The sequence below is a fragment of the Deferribacter autotrophicus genome (assembly GCF_008362905.1).
Taxonomy (GTDB): domain Bacteria; phylum Chrysiogenota; class Deferribacteres; order Deferribacterales; family Deferribacteraceae; genus Deferribacter; species Deferribacter autotrophicus.
Map to the genome: position 1 here is coordinate 68,194 of NZ_VFJB01000002.1, position 20,747 is coordinate 88,940.

General features: G+C 34.0%; 19 protein-coding genes and 1 riboswitch. Of the genes, 5 read left to right on the plus strand and 14 right to left on the minus strand.

Annotated features, from left to right (window positions below):
* Positions 1–200: 200 nt before the first annotated feature.
* From FHQ18_RS01790 to FHQ18_RS01805, 4 genes are all read right to left on the minus strand, one after another.
* Positions 201–479, minus strand: a complete 279-nt coding sequence (locus FHQ18_RS01790; protein ID WP_149265462.1) for an FmdB family zinc ribbon protein — start codon at positions 477–479, stop codon at positions 201–203.
* Positions 480–713: 234 nt separating this feature from the next.
* Complete coding sequence (locus tag FHQ18_RS01795) at positions 714–1,727, minus strand: IS110 family RNA-guided transposase (protein WP_149265463.1); 1,014 nt, start codon at positions 1,725–1,727, stop codon at positions 714–716.
* A 382-nt stretch (positions 1,728–2,109) separates the two neighbouring features.
* Entirely contained in the window at positions 2,110–4,329 is a 2,220-nt protein-coding gene (locus FHQ18_RS01800) for a molybdopterin-dependent oxidoreductase (protein WP_149265464.1), read from the minus strand.
* A 17-nt stretch (positions 4,330–4,346) separates the two neighbouring features.
* Positions 4,347–6,305, minus strand: a complete 1,959-nt coding sequence (locus tag FHQ18_RS01805) for an FAD-dependent oxidoreductase (protein WP_149265465.1) — start codon at positions 6,303–6,305, stop codon at positions 4,347–4,349.
* A 761-nt stretch (positions 6,306–7,066) separates the two neighbouring features.
* Positions 7,067–7,163, plus strand: a riboswitch (TPP riboswitch).
* 53 nt (positions 7,164–7,216) lie between these two features.
* On the opposite strand from FHQ18_RS01805, the gene thiC reads away from it, so the two are divergent.
* Genes thiC through thiL form a run of 3 tightly spaced genes read left to right on the plus strand, consistent with a single transcriptional unit; the run spans position 7,217 to position 9,973 of the window.
* Positions 7,217–8,494 carry a phosphomethylpyrimidine synthase ThiC gene (gene thiC, locus FHQ18_RS01810; RefSeq protein ID WP_149265466.1) on the plus strand — a complete coding sequence of 426 codons (1,278 nt, stop codon included), beginning with the start codon at positions 7,217–7,219 and terminating at the stop codon, positions 8,492–8,494.
* Positions 8,455–9,096, plus strand: a complete 642-nt coding sequence (thiE, locus tag FHQ18_RS01815) for a thiamine phosphate synthase (protein WP_149265467.1) — start codon at positions 8,455–8,457, stop codon at positions 9,094–9,096. Before thiC ends, thiE begins: the two co-directional genes overlap by 40 nt.
* Complete coding sequence (gene thiL, locus FHQ18_RS01820; protein WP_149265468.1) at positions 9,089–9,973, plus strand: thiamine-phosphate kinase; 885 nt, start codon at positions 9,089–9,091, stop codon at positions 9,971–9,973. Before thiE ends, thiL begins: the two co-directional genes overlap by 8 nt.
* Before the next feature lie 29 nt (positions 9,974–10,002).
* Here thiL and FHQ18_RS01825 read toward each other — a convergent pair whose 3' ends face one another.
* Both FHQ18_RS01825 and FHQ18_RS01830 read right to left on the minus strand, forming a co-directional pair.
* Positions 10,003–11,328 carry an NAD(P)/FAD-dependent oxidoreductase gene (locus FHQ18_RS01825; RefSeq protein ID WP_149265469.1) on the minus strand — a complete coding sequence of 442 codons (1,326 nt, stop codon included), beginning with the start codon at positions 11,326–11,328 and terminating at the stop codon, positions 10,003–10,005.
* A gap of 99 nt (positions 11,329–11,427) precedes the next feature.
* Positions 11,428–11,943 carry a hypothetical protein gene (locus FHQ18_RS01830; RefSeq protein ID WP_149265470.1) on the minus strand — a complete coding sequence of 172 codons (516 nt, stop codon included), beginning with the start codon at positions 11,941–11,943 and terminating at the stop codon, positions 11,428–11,430.
* A gap of 46 nt (positions 11,944–11,989) precedes the next feature.
* Here FHQ18_RS01830 and FHQ18_RS01835 point away from each other — a divergent pair, with 46 nt between their 5' ends.
* Complete coding sequence (locus FHQ18_RS01835) at positions 11,990–12,217, plus strand: hypothetical protein (protein ID WP_149265471.1); 228 nt, start codon at positions 11,990–11,992, stop codon at positions 12,215–12,217.
* 20 nt (positions 12,218–12,237) lie between these two features.
* Here FHQ18_RS01835 and FHQ18_RS01840 read toward each other — a convergent pair whose 3' ends face one another.
* The 7 genes from FHQ18_RS01840 to FHQ18_RS01870 form a co-directional block, all read right to left on the minus strand.
* Positions 12,238–13,146: a proline dehydrogenase family protein gene (locus FHQ18_RS01840; RefSeq protein ID WP_149265472.1), complete on the minus strand. Its 909-nt coding sequence runs from the start codon at positions 13,144–13,146 to the stop codon at positions 12,238–12,240.
* A gap of 2 nt (positions 13,147–13,148) precedes the next feature.
* Positions 13,149–14,792, minus strand: coding sequence for an L-glutamate gamma-semialdehyde dehydrogenase (pruA, locus tag FHQ18_RS01845; protein ID WP_149265473.1), 1,644 nt, complete (start codon positions 14,790–14,792; stop codon positions 13,149–13,151).
* A 133-nt stretch (positions 14,793–14,925) separates the two neighbouring features.
* On the minus strand, positions 14,926–15,630 hold the full coding sequence (locus FHQ18_RS01850) for an ABC transporter ATP-binding protein (protein WP_149265474.1): 705 nt from the start codon (positions 15,628–15,630) through the stop codon (positions 14,926–14,928).
* The gene (locus FHQ18_RS01855) at positions 15,623–16,402 is read right to left on the minus strand and encodes an ABC transporter ATP-binding protein (RefSeq protein ID WP_149265475.1); all 780 of its coding nucleotides are present in this window, start codon (positions 16,400–16,402) and stop codon (positions 15,623–15,625) included. The genes FHQ18_RS01850 and FHQ18_RS01855 overlap by 8 nt, the downstream gene beginning before the upstream one ends.
* A 9-nt stretch (positions 16,403–16,411) precedes the next feature.
* Positions 16,412–17,251, minus strand: a complete 840-nt coding sequence (locus FHQ18_RS01860) for a branched-chain amino acid ABC transporter permease (RefSeq protein WP_149265476.1) — start codon at positions 17,249–17,251, stop codon at positions 16,412–16,414.
* A gap of 10 nt (positions 17,252–17,261) precedes the next feature.
* Complete coding sequence (locus tag FHQ18_RS01865) at positions 17,262–18,143, minus strand: branched-chain amino acid ABC transporter permease (protein ID WP_149265477.1); 882 nt, start codon at positions 18,141–18,143, stop codon at positions 17,262–17,264.
* A gap of 67 nt (positions 18,144–18,210) precedes the next feature.
* Positions 18,211–19,353 carry an ABC transporter substrate-binding protein gene (locus FHQ18_RS01870; RefSeq protein WP_149265478.1) on the minus strand — a complete coding sequence of 381 codons (1,143 nt, stop codon included), beginning with the start codon at positions 19,351–19,353 and terminating at the stop codon, positions 18,211–18,213.
* 256 nt (positions 19,354–19,609) lie between these two features.
* Here FHQ18_RS01870 and FHQ18_RS01875 point away from each other — a divergent pair, with 256 nt between their 5' ends.
* Complete coding sequence (locus tag FHQ18_RS01875; RefSeq protein ID WP_149265479.1) at positions 19,610–20,155, plus strand: helix-turn-helix domain-containing protein; 546 nt, start codon at positions 19,610–19,612, stop codon at positions 20,153–20,155.
* Here FHQ18_RS01875 and FHQ18_RS01880 read toward each other — a convergent pair.
* On the minus strand, positions 20,152–20,742 hold the full coding sequence (locus FHQ18_RS01880; RefSeq protein WP_223144564.1) for a hypothetical protein: 591 nt from the start codon (positions 20,740–20,742) through the stop codon (positions 20,152–20,154). The two genes, FHQ18_RS01875 and FHQ18_RS01880, sit on opposite strands and share 4 nt — an antisense overlap.
* Positions 20,743–20,747: the final 5 nt, after the last annotated feature.

A 20,747-nucleotide genomic window follows, 5' to 3' on the forward strand; every position in this document is an offset into this window, starting at 1 on the left:
GTTCTAAAGGGGGCTTGCCCCCTAAATTAGTTTTCGTTAGAAAACTAATTTATGTAAAAAATAATAAACAAATTCTTATCCATTTTATTTTCTTTATAGGGGGTTCTAAAGGGGGCTTGCCCCCTTTAAGTATCATCTTTGCAAATATCACAAATGAATAATTTTCTATTTATCAATAAAATACACTTTTTCAGCAGTAACTAATTATTTTGTGATGCTGCACAAGTTGAGCAAGCTTCTTTTGATCCGGACCCGCAACTTGTATTTTCACTTTTTGTCTTAGAACCGGATCCTTTGTTATTTTTATAATCTGTCACATACCAACCAGAACCTTTCAGATGAAAACTTGATAAAGAAATAATCCTTTTGGCTGTACCGCCACACTTCACGCACTTTCTCTCATACACATCTGAATTAATACTTTCCATTAATTCAAACACGTTGCCGCATTCTTTGCATTTGTATTCATAAATTGGCATCACCCACCTCCGAGTGCTAATAATTTTTCACTAAATATAATAAACATAAAACCTCATTTTTCAAGAAAAATTATTACTGGCGCCATCCCAAAATTCACAAAATAACATTTTCTAATACAGAGGAAAATATTTTTCGGGTTTAGGTTTCCAAAAAATCGCCATGGATGGCGATTTTTGAGAAACCTGCCTCGCAAGTGGCACCGGACGTGCCACGAGAATGTTCCGTGTTTAATGTCAAACATTTTTTGCAACCCTTGTTAAATTTTCCAAATAATTAGGATCATACGGCCTTCCACTCTTTAACACTCCGAATATTTGCCTTATCAGTTTATTTGCTACCGCTATTATTGCCAATTTCTTCGCCTTACCTGATGATAAAAGTCTTTTATACAAATCTGAACAAAATTTATTATAACGAATCGCTGACAACGCACATAAATACAATATCCTCCTTATGTATACATTACCCCGCCTTGATATACGACCACTACCTCTCACAGAGGTCCCTGACTCCTTAATATCCGGACATAAGCCTATATAACTCACAATTTCTTTCGCCCTCTTAAAATTATGAAAACACTCCAACTTACCTAACACTATCGACGATAACTTTAACCCAACCCCAGGAATACTACTGATTAGCTCATAACTCGACTTGTAACGCTCTCTCAATAAAAACTCTAACTCTCTTTCCAATTTCTTAATCTTCTGCTTATAAACATCAATTATCTCTCGATAACAAACTATAATTTCTGATTGTTCATATGGTAAATGTTGCAACCCCTCTATCTGACTACTCAATCTATTTATCTGCTCATGAAAATCCTCTATCGCTTTTAATCGACTATCTATCTCGTAATAAAAATCATCCCTATGATTAAATATCCATCTATGACCATGCTCTAAGCCAAATTCGGCTATTAATTTGGAGTCTGTACGGTCTGTCTTGGCCTTCCTCAATTGCATGTCCGAATACCTCTTTATCGACATAGGATTTGCTACACTCACTACATAACCTAAATCCTTACTCAAATACGTAGCTAATTTCAAATGATATACACCCGTACTCTCAAGCATAAAAAGTACTTTCGACCAATCCTCTACTTCTACTTTCTCAAGAAATTCCTTCGTAAAAGATCTTATATTATTGCTCGTCTCGTAATAATTGTGTGTCATACCATCATAAAAACTTATCGACAATTTCGATTTTGACACATCAATGCCCACTACCTTATCAAATCTCTTCATCTGATAAGCTCTCCCTCTTTTTTTTCTTGAGCTTTGCTTCCCTTTATACTATCATCGCAACATAATACAGGTTCGCAACTAATGTTCCGTCCAGTATTTGGAAAGCTGAAGGTGGGGACAACATTCTCGACGGTTTCTTCCAACCAATGAGAAAAAGTCCTTTATCACCTTCAGTGCTCTATAAATTACATAAGCTGTTTTTAATCTTTTGTTAACCATTTTCTTCATATTTCTAATATACGATGAGAAAAATATTTTCCTCTGTATATAGTGCGTAACATACTGATAATGTTCATAAAATTACTGCTCTTTTACAAAAATCTCATTCATATATGTTTTAGGGAAAACAGATATGCAAGAAAAAGGAGCTAAATAGCTCCTTTTAGTTTTTTGGAATTAAAACAATACCTTTAGCTATATTTTTGTCTAAACTACAGTTTGGGATATTACATTTTGCATCTTCACCAACAACCACAGATCTATCCACATCAAAATAATATCTTCTATATGTTTCATCAGATTTCTTTTCAATTGCAGCTTTTGTAGATAAATAGTTATTATGATATCTTGCGTTTACATATACTTCTTTTGTCCCTTTAGGTTGCTCTTTATAAGTATATTCTATTTTATTCACATTGTAATCTTTATCTTTATAAAGTAATCCGTTTATCTCATCGTAGGTAGCATCAGGATAACCGTTTTTACCTTTAATTTCATTATCCCAAACTGCCTTAGGATAGCTTTCAAGCTGCAACCCTTTAGCAAAACCTATCAAATAAGCAATCTCCACATCACTTTTTGCATCTAATTCAGGTTCAATCACTTTTTGATATTTTACAATTCTGCCATCAATAGTGGTAAAAGTTCCTTCACTTTCAAGATGCGAAAGAACAGGTAAAATAACATTAGCTCCCTTGTTAAAATCATTCTTAAATAGATCTATACTTACAAAATATTCTACTTTACCAACCAGATCTCTCAACCTTTTATAATTACCCTTTGTATTAAAAGGATAAAAATCAGCAACAATCAAACATTTAACTTTTCCTCTATCAATATCCTCAATCAACTCATCAGCACTGTAATTACCGTAAACACCCAAAGAAAAGCTTGCTACTACATTAGGTTTATCAAAGGTATAAAAGAAAGATTTAAGTTTATCTTCACCCACATAGTCCACAAATGCAAATACTGACTCTTTTTGAGATTCAGCTTCTAGATATTCATTACCTACAATAAAGGATATCTTTTTAGCTTTATTAATATACCCTCTAATATCTTCATATATCTTATTATCAGAATTAATAATATCATGAAAAACTTTCGCAAAATCACCATAATCTGCTAAAATTGACGCATCAGTAAAATAATCATATTCATACTTTTTAAGCCCTATTGTTACCAGTTTTGAGTCGTTATGAATAACAGCATTCATCACTTTCCATTTGATTCCAAGTGATTCCCTTGCAAGATCAGCCCCAATTACAAATATTAAGTCTGAATCTTTAATATCATCAAGTCTGCCTACAACCTCATAACTGTTAAACTTTTTATGATATAAATTGAAAAACTCAGGGTGATAAAAAGATAAATCTGATACAATCTTCTTCACTCCTAATCCATCAGCCAATACCTTATAATTAACAAGTGCCTCATTAGAAAGTCTGCTTCCTAAAATAAAAGCAATACTGTCATTGCCATATCTATCAACAATCTCATCCAATTTAGTTTTTATATTATCAATTGCAGCAGTCCACTCAACCTCTTTTAACTCACCATCGGCCTTTATAAGAGGAGTTTTTACTCTATCTTCATGTTCAGTGTATTTATAAGCATATCTTCCTAAGGAACAAATATAACTATCTTCTACTTTTGAGCTCTTATAAATGATATTTTCATGCTTTCCATATTTGACAGAACATCCAACCGGACAATAATTACACGTAGTCTCTACATATTCCAAATCCCAGTTTCTTACACTGTGTTTATATGGCTTATCAAGCAATGCCCCAACAGGGCAGAAATCAACGCAAAGCCCGCAGAAATCGCACTGCAGGCCTGCATCATTGGCTGTAGTAATTAGATTGTTATAGCCCCTCTCCTTAATTTTCAAAGCACTACACCCGGTAATCTCGTGACAAACTTTCACACATCTTTCGCATAGTACACATAAATTTGCATCATGAATTATCATTTCCCAATCAAATTTGGGCTTATTCGGTTTTACAGACTTAATAGACTCCTCATTTATACCAAATTCATAAGTTGTATCCTGAAGCATACATTCACCAGCTTTATCACATACAGGACAATCAAGAGGATGTTTTATTAAAATAAACTCAAGATTTCTCTTTCTTTGTTTAATAACATCTTCGGTATCAGTGTATACTTTCATACCATCGGTAGCGTAGGTCACGCAAGAAGCAACAGGCTTTTCAATACCTTCAACCTGTACCAAACAAAGCCTACATGCTCCAGTAGGGGTAATATCTTTCAAATAACACATCACAGGGATATAAATATCGTTTCTTCTAGCAATATCTAATATGGTTTCCCCTTCTTTAAACTCGTAAGGTTTATCATTTATAAAAATCTGTGCCATATCAATACCCCTAATATTTATTTATCCAAACCAACCATTGCCATTCTAATACATCTCAAACATCTTGTAGCTTCCAAATATGCTTGATTCTCAGTATACGGTTTCTCAATTTCCTCAAAATTTCTAACCCTAACTTCAGGTGGCAACTTCTCTTGGTGAACTCTTGGAATTGTATGTGTTTCTTGAATCCTCTCATCTTTTTCAAACACTTTATTCTTATACAAAGTCAGCTCTAATTTCTCCTCATCCGTTAGATATGGCTCACCTTCCATAAGATATCTATCTATCATTTTTGCTGCCCATCTTGCAGCGCCAATAGCTTTAACCACTGTAGCAGGACCCCACTCACAGTCACCAGCGGCAAAAATACCTGGCACGTCAGTCATATACAGATCTTCTTTAACAGCTATTGTATTCCATCTTGTTACTTGAATTCCATCCTCTTCACTTAAAAAGCTTAAATCAGGGAATTGCCCAATAGCAGGAATAATCGTATCGCATTCAATTACAAAATTAGAACCAGGAATAGGCTCAGGCCTTCTTCTACCTGACTCATCAGGCTCACCAAGCTTCATCCTAACACATTCCACACCCACAAGCTTACCATCTTCAGCAATAAGCTTCACTGGATTGCAAAGGAAATGAAATTTAACACCTTCTTCCTCTGCATCAACTACTTCGTAATCCTCAGCAGGCATCTCAGCACGTGAACGACGATAAACCAGATTTACATCGCTACTACCAAGCCTTAAAGCAGTCCTTACACAGTCTATTGCAGTATTACCACCACCAACAACCACTACTCTATCACCAATTTCAACGGGCTCACCCAATGACACACGTCTCAAGAAGCCAATACCACTATCCATTACACCCTTATAACCGTCCTTTTCACCTTCCACACCCATATCACGGCTTTTAAAAGCTCCGATTGCAAGTAAAACAGCATCATATTGCTCTTTTAAATCCTTTAAAAATATATCCTTACCAAGTTTTGTATTATACTGTATCTCAACACCTAAAGACTGAACTATTTCAACCTCTCGTCTCAAAAGGTGTCTTGGCTGTCTATAATCAGGAATACCCACAGCAACCATACCACCTGGCTCTGGAAGCATCTCATAAATTTTTACCTGATGCCCCATCAATGCCAAATAATAAGCAGCCGTAAGACCAGCAGGTCCTGCTCCCACGATGGCAACTTTTTTACCTGTTTCTTCATCTCTTATTTTTTCAATATCAGGCTCTTTATGATGATAATATTCGTAATCCCATGGAGTTCTTTTTAATACCATAATATTTACAGGATCATCCACCAAACCACGTCTACAATTAGCTTCACAAGGGTGAGGACAAACCCTACCACATACGCCGGGTAAGGGCATAGTAGTCCTTATAATTTTTAAAGCCTCTAAAAACCTATGATCCTTAATTGCTTCAATAAACTCTGGTATCTTAACATTTGCAGGACACCCTGCAGTACAAGGTGCAGTCAAATGCTTAACATATTCAAGTTCTTTGCTGTTTTCACCTTGAATTACTCCCTTGAACTCCTCTTCCATAAAGTTTTTCAAAAACTGCCTTACCGGTACAGTAGCTGTGGGAGCTACGGTACATTTCGCAGAGACATATATTGAATAAGCTATATCGTATGCCAATTTAATATCTTCTTCTTTAAAACCATCATTCTTTATTTTTTGCAACTGCTCGGCCAAAATTCTTGTTCCCATCCTACCTGGAAAACATCTACCACAACAACCAAAGCCACTAATTTCATACATGTACTTTGTGAGAACATCTAAAAGATCCACATCTTTATCAAAAACTAAAAAACCGTTCCAATTGACGAAAACTTTTAATTTCTTACCATTAAATTCATCGTCTATCTTTAGCGGAGCGTCCGTCCACTCCTCGTACGGCTTATTTCTGTTATCTATTATTTGGTCTTTCCAGAAACCATAGTAAACTTTTGCCATAAGCCTCTCCGATCATTATGGTATACTGTATACAATTTGTTTTTATAACACAAAATTATTTTGTTGTCTATAATAAATCACACCTTTATAGTAAAACCGTTTTTTGTTTTTAAAGGCATACTGAACAACTATTCATCACAATAAAATAACTTTTGTAGATGTTATGATATAGTTTAAAAAATAAAAGAAGGTTATATATGGTAAAATTTCTAATATTGTTAGTTTTACCCCATTATTTATCACTCGCAGTCATTATTATAACATCAATAAATGGAGGATAATTATCAAAAACATATATTGAAGATAATCATTTTAAAACAAAAAAGGATAATATTAAACTTATTTTTAATAATACAAAAACACATTTTATAATATAGACCATTCAAAACAATATGTCATAATTACAACTAAGAAAGATCTAGAAAGATTTAGGTAAATGATGTCTTCTCATTTTCACCACAGTTTGAATCCCACCTAACAATAGTAATACTCCTAAATCAAACAAAATGGAAAAAATAGGACACAAAAAAGATTACTAAAAAATATTAATTATAAGGTTTTCGAAGATTTGTTAGAACTCAATAGTATAGGCACTAAAAACAGTTTAGAAGTAAAAATAAATGATTTAAAAAAATATTTAGGTATCCGAAAAATTAACAAGTAAAGATTTGAAAACATGTTTAGTAGTACGTCGATACCCCTTTTTTATGCAAAATCAATAAATTATTTTGTTGAATTTTTAAAATTTTAAACTATTATAAATTTCACCGTGGGGGTGCTCCTTTTATGGGGCTGAGAAAATACCCCTTGAACCTGATCCGGGTAATTCCGGCGCAGGGAAACGGTGAAGGAAACAATAATCCTTTCCGTCTCTGCGGCGGAAAGGATTTTTTTTTAGAAAGGAGTAAAAGATGACCCAAATCGAAGCTGCAAAAAAAGGAATTATAACCAAAGAAATGGAAAAAATCGCAAAAGATGAAAAGATTTCACCTAATGAACTACGTGAACTGGTAGCTCAAGGTAAAGTTGTTATTCCTAAAAATAAAAATCACGATTTCCCTAATGTAATGGGAATTGGTAAGAAATTGAGAACAAAAATAAATGCAAATATCGGTACAAGCATAGATTGTCCATCCATCGAAAGAGAAATTAATAAATTGAAAGTGGCCATTGAAGCAGGTGCTGACAGCGTCATGGATTTATCCACAGGTGGAGACTTGCAGGCTATTAGAGAAGCAATTTTAGAACACTCCACAGTTATGGTTGGTGCAGTACCTATTTATGCTGTTGCAGCAAAATTAGCTGAACAAGATATACCTACTTATAAAATGGATCCAGATACATTATTTAAATCTATCGAAGAACAATGTAAGCAAGGGATAGATTATATAACTGTTCACTGTGGTGTCACAAAAGAATCTGTCGAAAGAATGGACAGAACAGACAGAGTGTGTGGTATTGTTAGTAGAGGTGGATCTATTTTAGCAGACTGGATAAGAAGAAATAAAAAAGAAAACCCCCTTTATGAATATTTTGATGATTTACTTGAAATTGCTTATAAATATGATGTGACGTTGAGTCTTGGAGATGGTTTCAGACCTGGTGCTATTGCAGATGCTACAGACAGAGCCCAAATAGATGAGCTTATTATCCTTGGTGAACTTGCAAAAAGGGCAAGAGAAAAGAATGTACAGGCTATGATTGAAGGCCCAGGACATGTCCCAATAAACCAGATTGAGGCAAATATTTTATTAGAAAAAAGACTCTGCGATGAAGCACCATTTTATATTTTAGGACCTCTTCCCACTGATATTGCTCCAGGATACGACCATATAACAAGTGCCATAGGGGGAGCAATTGCAGGTTCAGTGGGCGCTGACTTTCTATGTTATGTAACCCCTGCTGAACATTTGTGTCTTCCAGATGAAGAGGATGTATACCAAGGGGTAATTGCATCAAAAATTGCTGCTCATATTGCAGATATTGCAAAAGGTGTTCCAGGTGCCTTTGAAAGAGATTTACAGATGAGCAAATATAGAAAAGAGCTTAATTGGGAAGGTATGTTCTCGCTTGCAATTGACCCAAAAAGGGCAAGAGAAAAGTTTCAAAAAAATAGGGATATAAATTCCTGCACCATGTGTGGAAGATTATGTGCAGTAAAAATAGACCAAAAATTGCCAACTATTTAAAATGCTATATTATTTTAGAAACTGATTTTCTAAAATTACCTTTAGAAGAGTTTATCCTTCAATGTTACGAAGCTGGAGCCAGAGCTTTCCAGCTTCGTAACAAATACAAAACTGCAAGAGAAAACTACTTAATAGGCTTAAAAATAAAAAAAATATTAAATAACAAAGATGCTTTATTCATTGTAAATGATAGAGTAGACTTGGCGATTGTTCTTGAAGCTGATGGTGTTCATCTTGGTGTCAAGGATATTCCGGCAAAAGTAGTCAAAGAAAAATATCCTAATTTAATTATTGGTTATTCTTGCAATACCGAATCTGATATACGTTATGCAAACGACATACCTGCGGATTACATCGGGATAGGTCCTGCTTTTCAAACAAATACTAAGGAAGATTTAAGACCTGTTTTAAGCAAGGACGATTATATCAATCTTATCAAAAAAGCAAATATGCCTGCTGTTGCCATAGGTGGAATAAAAGGGGATAATATTTCCAATTTTAATAACATAGAAATAGATGGTTTTGCCATAAGCTCTTATATATGCGCTTCAAAAAAACCATTTGAAAAAGTAAAAGAAATCTTGAGTTTCTATAATGGATGAAAAAAGTTTAATAAAAAAACTTCGTAACCTGTCAAAAGACAAATCAATATCATTGAATCTTACTGATGATGCTGCAGTTTTACAAGATTTTATCATTTCAAAAGATATACTTATCGAAAACGTACATTTCATTTATAGAAATAATCTGAATGATATAATCCTCAAAGCCGTCACCTCAAATGTTAGCGACATAGCTGCAATGGGAGCAGAGGCTAAATATCTTTTACTGGGACTTGGCTTACCCGATTATATTGATGATGCTGACCTTTTAAAAGCTTTGGAGAAAGCACTTGACCATTATAAGCTCGATCTAATTGGTGGTGACCTTTCAAAATCAGCATTACTTTTCATCTCTGTTACAATCATTGGGAGAAAAAACAAATTTTTACTTACAAGAAAAGGAGCAAAACCCGGAGATATAGTTTTTGTATCTCGCCCTCTTGGAAAATCCATTTATTACTTAAACAAAGAACTGGGAGGAGATTTCGTTACAGAACATTATCATCTTGAAGCTGAAGTAGAGCTCGGTAAGTTTCTGGGGACTTTACCTTTTGTTACAAGTTGTACAGATATTAGTGACGGACTTGGAGTAGATTTGGCATCTATTGCTGATACAAGCAAAGTAAAAATTATAATTGATAAAAATAAAATACCTGTTGCTGAAAACATTTCAGTATCAACAGATGAAATTTTGAAATCTGGCGAAGAATATGCACTCACTTTTACCATCGATAAAAAATATTATGAAACGTTCTTAAAAATTGTTCCGAAAAAAGTTTATGAAATAGGTATTGTAGAAAAAGGCTCAGGAGTTTTCTTGAAAACTGAAAAAGATTTTCTTGAAATATCCCTATACGGATACCTACACAAAACATAAAAAGGGGATTATCCCCCCTTCTAAATTTTCTACATTTTGCTTAAAGCATCCCTTGCTGCAAACATATAAGTGTTATCAGAAGGTTTTGCAGCCAATTCGGGATGCGTAGCATATTGATACTTCATAATATCTTCGATGGTGGCTCCCATTTGGATTGCAAAAGAGATAAAATCCACATTGTTAGCAGTGCAATGCCCCTTTCTCAACACCGAACCACCAATTAATTTTCCTGTTTTTCTGTCAAAAACCAATTTCGTCTTAATTTTATCCACTCCATCCATCATCGGATACATATCTAAAACTTCAGATTCACCTACAACAATATCCAGCCCCTCTTTTTCAGCCATTTTTTGAATTAATCCGGCAGAGCCAAAACTATATTCAAAAGCAGTGGATGCGTTTGCATTTATTACACCAGGAAAAATTACATTTTTACCTTGGATATTGGCTCCTACAACCTTACTCATAAAAACAGCATTTGTGCCAAACTCACCCCTAGTAGGCTTTTTGGTAATAAAAGATTTCTTCTCAGCACAATCTCCCGCAGCAAAAATATTTTCCACACTTGTTCTTAAATAATCATCGGTCACAACACCAAATTTTGAAACTTCTATACCTGATTTTTCAGCCAATTCGGTATTTGGAACAACACCAACCGAAACAATGACAAAATCAGCATCAATTCTCTCACCATTTTCCAAAATAACCTGTTTTACTTTCCCTTCACTACCCGCAAACTCAACAACTTTTGCTCCTGTCATCACGTTTATACCTTTTTCTTTTACATGATTTTCTATTATCTCGGCAAAGTCATCATCCATAGTGGCTAACAATATATGAGGTAACATCTCCACTATCGTCACATCAAGACCCAATTTTTTTAACACCACAGCAACTTCAACACCAATATATCCACCACCTACAACAACACATTTCTTATATTCTTTTGCATATTTTCTCAGCCTTTCCAAATCTGCTTTCGAACGTACTGATGTTATATTATCCAAATCAATCCCCGGAATGGGTAGGATAATAGGTTTTGAACCTGTAGCCAAAAGAAGATAATCATAATTAAATTTTTGCCCCTTTTCAGTTACAACGAAATTCTCCTCTTTATTTATTTCGACTACAGTATCAATAACAAGCTTTGCTCCAAATTCAGTAATAAGAGAATCAGAAATACAATATTTTTCCACCGGTTTTTTATCAACTATTCCATAAGGAACAGAACACCTGTTTACATTAATTTCTTCATCTTTTATTAACACCACATCATACTCTTTTTTCGCTGCATACAAAGAATGAACAACCACTCTTCCAGCAGGGCCACCACCCACGATTACAACTTTTTCCATTTTGACCTCCATGTTTATTTATTCATATATGCGCATATTGGAATATACTTCTTTCGATAATTTTTCAAAGTGTTTTTACATGTGTTTTAAATTTTCCCACTACATTATTTCATCTTTTTTTATTTCATATTTATAACTTTCAAAAACCGGCTTTGTAATATGCTTTAAATCCCTAAAAGTCCAGTTAAGATCAATTATAAATCCGCCAAAATCTTTATTTTTTAACAAATTATCTAACTTGCTTGTTTTCAATAAGTATTTAATATCTTTTCCATATTTCTTAAACATCTTAGATTTACGTTTTTCATAATCTTTGTAACGTAAACTATTAAGCTCACCATTTTGTAAAATTATAAACATATAAAATTTATTGTCATCACAGATATCTTTCCCTTCACATTCCAGCGAGGTTGTAAAACCTATCCCTTTTTCCTGCACCTTTAAACCGGTTAATTTAATATTTTCATAGACAGACAAAAGCTCGGCCACATATATCGATTTCAATTCCCTTCCATAATCGGATTCTGGCTGCCATATATATTTCAATTTATAAGGGTCAGTTTTAGATACACAAGATATTAAAAATATCAGGAACAAAAATAAAATCCTTTTCATAAGATAACTCCTTTTCTATTTTCTTTTTTTCTTTTATAATTATACCATGAAAATCGCTATGATTGCAGCTTCATTATACACAATTACATTTTGCCTGTTAATACTTTTTGAAAATAACAAATTTTGCAATTTAATATTAGACAAAATAAAATTGGTTTACTTAGGCTTTTCTACTAAAAATTTAAAAGGGATTTTTGTAGGAATCATTTGGGCGTTTTTTGATGGATTTTTAACAGGCTGGATAATCTATTACCTTATCAATATATTTGATTGAGGAAGCAAAAGCTTCCTCAATCAATTCCCATGGAGGCCTAATAGCTGTCTTAAAGCATGTCGGCCAATATTTGGATTCTCTTTTAATCTCCTTCTGGAATAAGGAAGCCAATCCTTTCCAAAAGGTACATATACTCTAAGTCTATGACCAGCAGATACAATAATTTCCCTTAACTCTTCGTCCACACCTAAAAGCATTTGAAACTCATACTCATCCTTTTTGTAATCATATTTTTCGATAAGGCGTAATGCTTCAAATACAAGTTTCTCATCATGAGTTGCAATCCCTACATAAGCTCTCTTTTGAAACAGTTTCTCTAAACAATAAGTATAATTTCTGTTAATTATATACGGATCCTTATATGCAATTTTTCTCGGTTCATTGTATATCCCTTTACACAATCTGAAATTCAATGGGCCATCAGACAGTTTTTCAATATCATCAGGAGTTCTTCTCAAATAAGCCTGTAAAACGGTACCCACATGTCCTGGGAACTCTTCACGTAATTTTCTATAAAATTCAAGGGTGTCATCTGTACATGGGGAGTCTTCCATATCTATCCTAACAAAGTTGTTTAACGATTTTGCATGTGCCACGATTTCTCTGATATTGTCAAAAGCAAATTGCTTATCAAGGAGAAGCCCCATTTGAGTTGGTTTAAGGGATAAATTTGCATCAAGTCCTTCTTTATCTATGGTATCTAGTATTTCAATACATCTCTCTTTAAAATATTTTGCTTCATCCTTAGTACTAATAAACTCACCAAGTATATCAATTGTAGCCATCATGTTTTTATTATTCATTTCATGTGTAACTTTAACTGCATCGTAAAGATTTGGACCTGCAATATAACTTTTTGCAAAAAGGCCCACAATGGGGCCTGGTATATACATAATTGATTTAGAAATGAGAAAATTCAACAATCCCATCTTTATTCCTCACTCATAAAAGGATATCTGTAGTCTTCAGGAGCATCAAAATTCTCTTTAACTGTTCTTGGAGTCACCCATCTAATAAGGTTCAAATAGCTACCTGCTTTATCATTTGTACCGGAAGCACGACTACCACCAAAAGGCTGCTGTCCTACTACGGCACCTGTCGGTTTATCATTTACATAGAAGTTACCTGCAGCATACTCAAGTTTTTCAAGGGCAACACTAACAGCTTTTCTATCTTCTCCAAAAATTGCTCCAGTCAAACCATAAGGTGATGTACTGTTACACAACTCCAATGTTTCTTCATATTTATCATCATCATACACATACACAGTCAATACAGGACCAAAAATTTCTTCTTCCATCAGTTTAAACTTAGGATTTGTGGTTTCAACCAGGGTTGGTTCAATAAAATAACCCACAGATTTATCGCAACCACCGCCAACAATTATTTCAGCTTCATTAGACTCTTTAGCATAATCTATATAAGATTTAATATTTTCAAATGCTGCCTCATCAATTACGGCGTTGAAGAAATTTGTAAAATCTTCTGGATTACCAATTTTGATAGATTTAATCTCTTCAACCATCAATTCTTTTACATCTTTCCAGAGTGATTTAGGTATGTATGCTCTTGATGCAGCAGAACACTTCTGTCCTTGATATTCGTAAGCACCTCTTACAAGCGCTGTAACAAGTTTTTTAACATCTGCACTGCTATGAGCAAAAACAAAGTCTTTACCACCAGTCTCACCAACAATTCTTGGATAATATTTATAATTTTTGATATTTTCACCCACTACTTTCCACATGTTTTGAAATACTTCTGTACTTCCAGTGAAATGGATTCCTGCAAGGTTTGGATCTTTCAATACAAGATTACCCACAACAGAACCAGGACCAGGGATAAAGTTGATAACTCCATCAGGAAGCCCAGCTTCTTTTAATAGTTTCATAATAAAATAAGGAGCATACACTGCAGTAGATGCTGGTTTCCAAACAACTACATTACCCATAATAGCAGGCGCTGTAGGTAAATTACCACCGATTGATGTAAAGTTAAATGGAGTCACTGCAAAGATAAACCCTTCAAGTGGTCTATGTTGTACATAATTCCATGTTGGTTTTGGAGAATATGGAGGCTGGTCTGTATAAATTTGCTGCATAAAATATGTGTTAAATCTCCAAAAATCTATTAATTCACACGCAGAGTCAATCTCAGCTTGAAAAACGTTTTTACTAGCTGAAAGCATTGTAGCTGCATTGAGAATATATCTATATTTTCCAGCTAACAATTCAGCAGCTTTCAAAAATATTGCTGCTCTTTCTTCCCATCTAAATTTCTGCCACTCTTTCCAAGCTTCAAGAGCAGCTTCAATTGCCATTTTCACTTCTTTTTCGCCAGCTTGATGATATTCAGCCAAAACATGCCCGTGATCATGAGGACAAACAACTTTTGCAAGTTTACCAGTTCTTACTTCTTTACCACCAATAATTAATGGTATCTCGATTTTCTGGCTTTTTAACTCGTTGATTGCTTCTTTTAATAACTCTCTCTCTTTAGTTCCAGGAGCATAACTATAAACTGGTTCGTTTTCCGGATAAGGTATCTTAACGATACTGTTGTTAAACAGGAACATAGTCCACCTCTCTTTTAAATTTTATAGTTCATTATATCAAAATAAAAAATAAATTTCAATATTTTGAACATACTTTTTAAAAAATTTTTTTATTTTTCGCATATTAAAAAGGCGGCAATAATTGCCGCCTTTTTTACATACCAAGATAAGCTTTTTTTACTTCTTCATTATTCAGGAGAGCTTTTGCATCATCTTCCATGATTATACGTCCTGTTTCCATCACATAGCCTCTGTGGGCAATGGAAAGGGCAAGATGTGCATTTTGCTCAACAAGGAGTATCGTTGTCCCTTGAGAGTTAATCTCTTTGATAATTTCAAAAATATTTTCTACAATAATCGGTGCTAGACCAAGACTTGGTTCATCCAAAAGCAAAAGCACAGGCCTACTCATCAAAGCCCTACCAATGGCAAGCATCTGCTGTTCACCACCGGAAAGAGTTCCGCCAAGCTGATTTTTTCTTTCTTCCAGTCTCGGGAAAAGCTCATATACCTTTTTTAAATCTTTTTCTACTTCAACCTTATCCTTTCTCAAATATGCACCCATCAAAAGATTTTCGTAAACTGTCAAATTAGCGAAAATCTGTCTACCTTCAGGCACTTGAATAATACCTTTTGCAACAATTTTATCAGCAGATAAGTTTGTTATATCTTCATTTAAAAACGTAATTTTTCCAGCAGCTGGCTTTAAAATACCAGAAATTGTGTTTAATGTTGTTGTTTTACCAGCTCCATTTGCACCAATAATCGTAACAATCTCGCCTTCCTTAATATGAAGATCAATACCTTTTAAGGCTTCAATATGACCATATTTTGTATGAACTTTTTCAAGCTTAAGCATTTGCAACCTCTTTACCAAGATATGCTTCAATAACTTTTTTATTATTACGTATTTGCTCAGGTAAACCTTCGGCAATCTTTTTACCGTAATCTAACACTACAATCCTATCAGAAATTCCCATCACCATTTTCATATCATGTTCAATTAAAAAAATCGTTTTATTTAAATCTTCTCTAATCTTTTCAATCAATCTCATTAAATCAGTAGTCTCTTGAGGGTTCATACCTGCTGCAGGTTCATCTAAAAGTAATAGCTCAGCTCCTGTAGCAAGTGCCCTTGTAATCTCTAACTTCCTTTGCTCACCATAAGGAAGATTTTCAGCTTTTTCATCCTTTTTCCCTAATAAACCCATATAGTCTAGAAATTCCTCAGCCTTCATAACAGTTTTCTTTAATTCACGATAGAAATAGGGTAAGCGCAAAACTGAATGAAAAACATTCAATTTTCTGCGACAATGCATAGCAAGTATTACATTTTCTAAAACTGTTAACTGCTTAAACAACCTGATATTTTGGAATGTTCTTGCAATCCCAAGCTTTGTGATTTCATGTGGTTTATACTTGTTTAATAATTTCCCTCTAAATAATATTTCACCACTTGTTGGTGTGTAAACTCCTGTAACTACATTGAAAATAGTTGTCTTCCCAGCACCATTGGGCCCTATCAAACTCATGATTTCATTTTCTTTAATTTCAAAACTTACATCATCAACAGCTTTTAAACCACCAAAATACATACAAACATTTTTTAATTCTAATATAACATTACTCATGGCAGCCTCTTAAACATTTACTCTAATTTTACCAAACAGCCCTTGAGGCCTAAAAACCATCATAACAATTAAAACTACACCGTAGGTTACCATCCTATATTCAGAAGCAAATCTTAACAATTCAGGAACAGTACTCAAAACAATAGCACCTGCTGCAGCCCCAGTAATACTACCCATCCCACCAAGTACAAGCATACACAACTGCTCTATTGATTTCATAAACCCAAAATCGTTTGGATTGATATATGTTAGAAAATGTGCATACAAAGAACCACCTAATCCTGCAAATGCAGAACCTATTGCAAATGCTAAAATTTTATAGCGAGCAATATTTACCCCCATCATCTCAGCAGCAATCTCATCCTCTCTGATACTTCTAAGTGCTAATCCATGCATAGAATTTTCAAAACGATACATAAAAATTATTCCAACAATAACGGCAACAAGAGCTATAATAAATGTTGTATACTGAGGTATAGCATAAAGTCCTAAAGCTCTTCCAGCAAACGGAGTATTTAAAATAACAACACGAACAATCTCTCCAAATCCCAGTGTTGCAATCGCCAAATAATCACCTCTTAATCTCAATATAGGAATACCGAGCAATGCTCCCATCACACCGGCAAATAGAGTACCAAAGGACACGCACACCCAAAAAGGCATGTTTAATTTTAATGCCAACAGAGCAGAACTATAAGCACCAAGACTCATAAACGCAGCATGACCTAAAGAAAGCTGCCCTGTCACACCTGTAATTAAATTGAGTCCAAGAACAATAACTATATTAATACATGTCATTGTAGCTATTTGCAGAAAATAATCATTCTGTAAAAATGATAACAAATCCATAAGCTTCCCTCTATACCTTCTCTTTTGCAGTAGAGCCAAATAGCCCAGTAGGCTTTACAATCAAAATAAAGATTAATATACCAAATGCAATTGCATCTCTAAATGATGGAGATATAAAAGCAACTCCAAGCACTTCAGCCAATCCTAAAACAATACCACCAAACATAGCACCTGGAATACTTCCAATTCCACCTAAAACAGCTGCAACAAAAGCCTTTAATCCAAAAAGTAATCCCATCATCGGATCAATAGCGGTGTAGTAAGTTCCTACTAAAACACCTGCTGCAGCAGCCAGTGATGAACCAATTGCAAAAGTAAAGCTTATCACTTTATCAGGGTTAATCCCCATAAGTCTTGCAGCATTTAAATTTTGGGATACTGCTCTCATAGCAATACCCATTTTTGTATTGTGAACTATATAATAAAGGCCGTACATTAAGCCAATTGAAACCAAAATTATAAACATTTGCAATAATGAAACTGAAATATCACCTACAGTAAAAGTAATATTTGGAAAAAGCTTTGGATATGCTTCCCTTTGTGGGCCATTAATTAAAACAACTGTATTTGATATAATAATCGAAGCACCAATAGCACTAATTAACGCAGAAATTCTTGAAGAGTTTCTCAATGGTTTGTACGCAACCTTTTCTACTAAAACACCCAAAATAGCACTGCCCATCATAGCAAAAACAAGAACAACTACAAAATTTTTAACAAGAACAGTTGCAGCAATAAGTCCTAAGAAAGCACCAACCATATAGATATCGCCATGAGCAAAATTAATCAGCTTAATAATTCCATAAACCATAGTATAACCAAGAGCAATAAGAGCATAAACACTACCAACTGTTAAACCATTCAATAGCTGTTTAATAATTATCTCTAACAATGATGCCTCCTAACAAAGAAATAGCCGCCATTCGGCGGCTTTTTTTTTATTGTAACTAAATTAACTTTTATTCATTAAGGAGTTTGAAATAATATTTTCCATCCTTTTTGTCAACCATTTGAATGAATGGAACCTTCTTTGCATTACCTTCTTTGTCAAAGCTCATCTTTCCACTAACACCCATAAAATCTTTTGTTGCAGCAAGTGCATCTCTCATTTTAATTCTTTGTTTTACATCAGTACAGCTTGTAAGACCTGCCTTCTTCATTGCATTTACAAGAAGGTAAACTGCGTCATACCCTTGAGCAGAAAACATGTCCGCTTCTTTACCTCTTTCTTTCATCTTTTTCACAAAATTCTGAACATTTTCAGCCTTTGCTTGAGGAGAAAAACCAGCATAAACAATTGAACCCAATACTGAATCACCACCAACTTTCCAGAGATCTGGAGCAAGAAGACCATCACCACCTACCATAGGAGCTTTAAGACCTTGTTTTCTTGCTTCAAGCATAATTAATGAACCTTCTGGATAGTAACCTGTAAAAATAATAGCATCAGGATTATGTGGCTTGATAGCTGTGATTTGAGCTGAGAAATCTGTATCACCATCGGAAACTGTCTGCTCAACTACAATATTAGCACCATATTTTTTAGCAGCATCTTTAAATATTCCTGACAAACCAACACTATAATCATTATTAACTGATGTTATCAATGCAAAATTTTTCCATCCAAATTTATCCATGATAAATTTAAGTGTAGCTGGAGCACCATCGCTATCAAGCAATGTGTCTCTGAAAACAAAAGGTTTACCATCTGTTACACCTTTTGCTGTAGCACCAGCAGAAATTAATATAACCTTTGCTCTGTTAGCAATAGGTCCGATAACGAATGTAGCTCCTGAAGTAGGCTCACCAATAATTGCACATACTCTATCTCTGTTTATCAATCTTTGAGTTGCAGCTGCCGCTTCAGCTTTATCACCTCTATCGTCATAGTGAACAACTCTTAACCTCTTACCATTTACACCACCTGCAGCATTAATTTCATCAACTGCAAGCATAATTCCATCAAGTGTTTTAGTACCATAAACAGCAAGGTTACCTGTTTCAGGACCTACTACACCGATGGTAAGCTCTTTACTTTTTGCGAAAAGTGAGAAAGAAATTACTAAAACAAAACTCAATATTAATAACAATAATTTCTTCATACATCCTCCTCGTTTAGTTTTTTAAGTGTTTAAAATTGTGAACTATAACTTATTTTAAAATATGCTGATTGTCAATTATTTTTTTATTATATGCCCAACCAACCTCTATTTCTATAACCCTGTTCTATTAATAGTTTAGTTTTAACCTACAATAAATTATTTAAGATATGAAAAACCGAATTAAGTTTTATTGAATTTTATTAAATAATAATAAAAATTGCTTGACTTATTTCATTTTGTTTTATAAATTGAACATATGACGATTGGCAAAAAAGTACAAGAGTTAAGACAGAAGAAACAACTAACATTAAGACAGCTCAGTAAATTATCAGGTTGTTCACTTGGTTTTTTATCTCAGGTAGAAAGAGATTTGGTTTCTCCTACTGTCTCATCTTTAAAAAAAATAGCCGATGCCCTCGAAGTAAGTATAATGCACTTTTTTGATCAACCCACAAGACATCAAAAAGTAGTTGTTAGAAAAGATGAACGCAACAAATTGGTAAACCCAAAATCTAAAGTAACTTACGAACTTTTAAGACCACAGTTTTCTGATACTGAGCTAGAAGCTCTCTATATGTATCTTGAACCAGGTGCTTACAGTGGTAAAGAACAGCATTCTCATAATGGAGAAGAGTTTGTAATCGTTTTAAAAGGTGAGCTTGAAATTACCGTAGGTGATGAAGTTTTTCATCTTAAAGAAGGCGACTCAGCAATTTATAAATCAAATTTGCCACACAGCTGGAAAAACCCTACTAACAGCACAACAGAAGTGATCTGGGTGAACCACCCACCAACATTCTAGATTTTATTTTTCTCTAACATTTCAGTATTCTTTAGAATCTGTTTTAAGATAGCTGCTTTTTCAGATTTCTTTTCGACATGCTTACCTTCTAATAAATCATATCTAATTGCATTCGACAATTCAGATAAAATACCAAGAATTTCATCCACATCATTTTCTAAAATCTTTTTATCTAACGACGCCTCATTAAACTCATCAATAAATTTTCCAAAAATCTTTAAAACGTCATGAGATGCAACCGTGGAAAGCTTCTGATTTATCAATTTCAATTTTATAATATCTTTATTACTCAACTCCTGCTTTAAAAATACCTCTTCCAAATATTTAAACAGTTCATCATAAATTGATGCTTTTAACTCCAATATTTTCAGGTTTTCCTCTTTTAAGAGCTCCACTTCAGTTTGTTTATTTAACAAAATAGCTGTAATGAATATCGTTATGAGAGTTCCGATCAAAGCCGCTAAGATTTCTTGAGAATAAGGAAAATCTACATTTAATAAATAAAGAGCCTTAAATAAAAAATAACAGCTAATACTCAAAATTATAGCTAAGACAGTAATTATAATATTTTTAGATGTTACTTTCATAAACC

Coding starts and splice junctions, on each gene's coding strand:
- FHQ18_RS01790 (WP_149265462.1), bottom strand. CDS start 479: ATGCCAATTTATGAATACAAATGCAAAGAATGCGGCAACGTGTTTGAA.
- FHQ18_RS01795 (WP_149265463.1), bottom strand. CDS start 1,727: ATGAAGAGATTTGATAAGGTAGTGGGCATTGATGTGTCAAAATCGAAA.
- FHQ18_RS01800 (WP_149265464.1), bottom strand. CDS start 4,329: ATGGCACAGATTTTTATAAATGATAAACCTTACGAGTTTAAAGAAGGG.
- FHQ18_RS01805 (WP_149265465.1), bottom strand. CDS start 6,305: ATGGCAAAAGTTTACTATGGTTTCTGGAAAGACCAAATAATAGATAAC.
- thiC (WP_149265466.1), top strand. CDS start 7,217: ATGACCCAAATCGAAGCTGCAAAAAAAGGAATTATAACCAAAGAAATG.
- thiE (WP_149265467.1), top strand. CDS start 8,455: ATGTGCAGTAAAAATAGACCAAAAATTGCCAACTATTTAAAATGCTAT.
- thiL (WP_149265468.1), top strand. CDS start 9,089: ATGGATGAAAAAAGTTTAATAAAAAAACTTCGTAACCTGTCAAAAGAC.
- FHQ18_RS01825 (WP_149265469.1), bottom strand. CDS start 11,328: ATGGAAAAAGTTGTAATCGTGGGTGGTGGCCCTGCTGGAAGAGTGGTT.
- FHQ18_RS01830 (WP_149265470.1), bottom strand. CDS start 11,943: ATGAAAAGGATTTTATTTTTGTTCCTGATATTTTTAATATCTTGTGTA.
- FHQ18_RS01835 (WP_149265471.1), top strand. CDS start 11,990: ATGAAAATCGCTATGATTGCAGCTTCATTATACACAATTACATTTTGC.
- FHQ18_RS01840 (WP_149265472.1), bottom strand. CDS start 13,146: ATGGGATTGTTGAATTTTCTCATTTCTAAATCAATTATGTATATACCA.
- pruA (WP_149265473.1), bottom strand. CDS start 14,792: ATGTTCCTGTTTAACAACAGTATCGTTAAGATACCTTATCCGGAAAAC.
- FHQ18_RS01850 (WP_149265474.1), bottom strand. CDS start 15,630: ATGCTTAAGCTTGAAAAAGTTCATACAAAATATGGTCATATTGAAGCC.
- FHQ18_RS01855 (WP_149265475.1), bottom strand. CDS start 16,402: ATGAGTAATGTTATATTAGAATTAAAAAATGTTTGTATGTATTTTGGT.
- FHQ18_RS01860 (WP_149265476.1), bottom strand. CDS start 17,251: ATGGATTTGTTATCATTTTTACAGAATGATTATTTTCTGCAAATAGCT.
- FHQ18_RS01870 (WP_149265478.1), bottom strand. CDS start 19,353: ATGAAGAAATTATTGTTATTAATATTGAGTTTTGTTTTAGTAATTTCT.
- FHQ18_RS01875 (WP_149265479.1), top strand. CDS start 19,610: ATGACGATTGGCAAAAAAGTACAAGAGTTAAGACAGAAGAAACAACTA.
- FHQ18_RS01880 (WP_223144564.1), bottom strand. CDS start 20,742: ATGAAAGTAACATCTAAAAATATTATAATTACTGTCTTAGCTATAATT.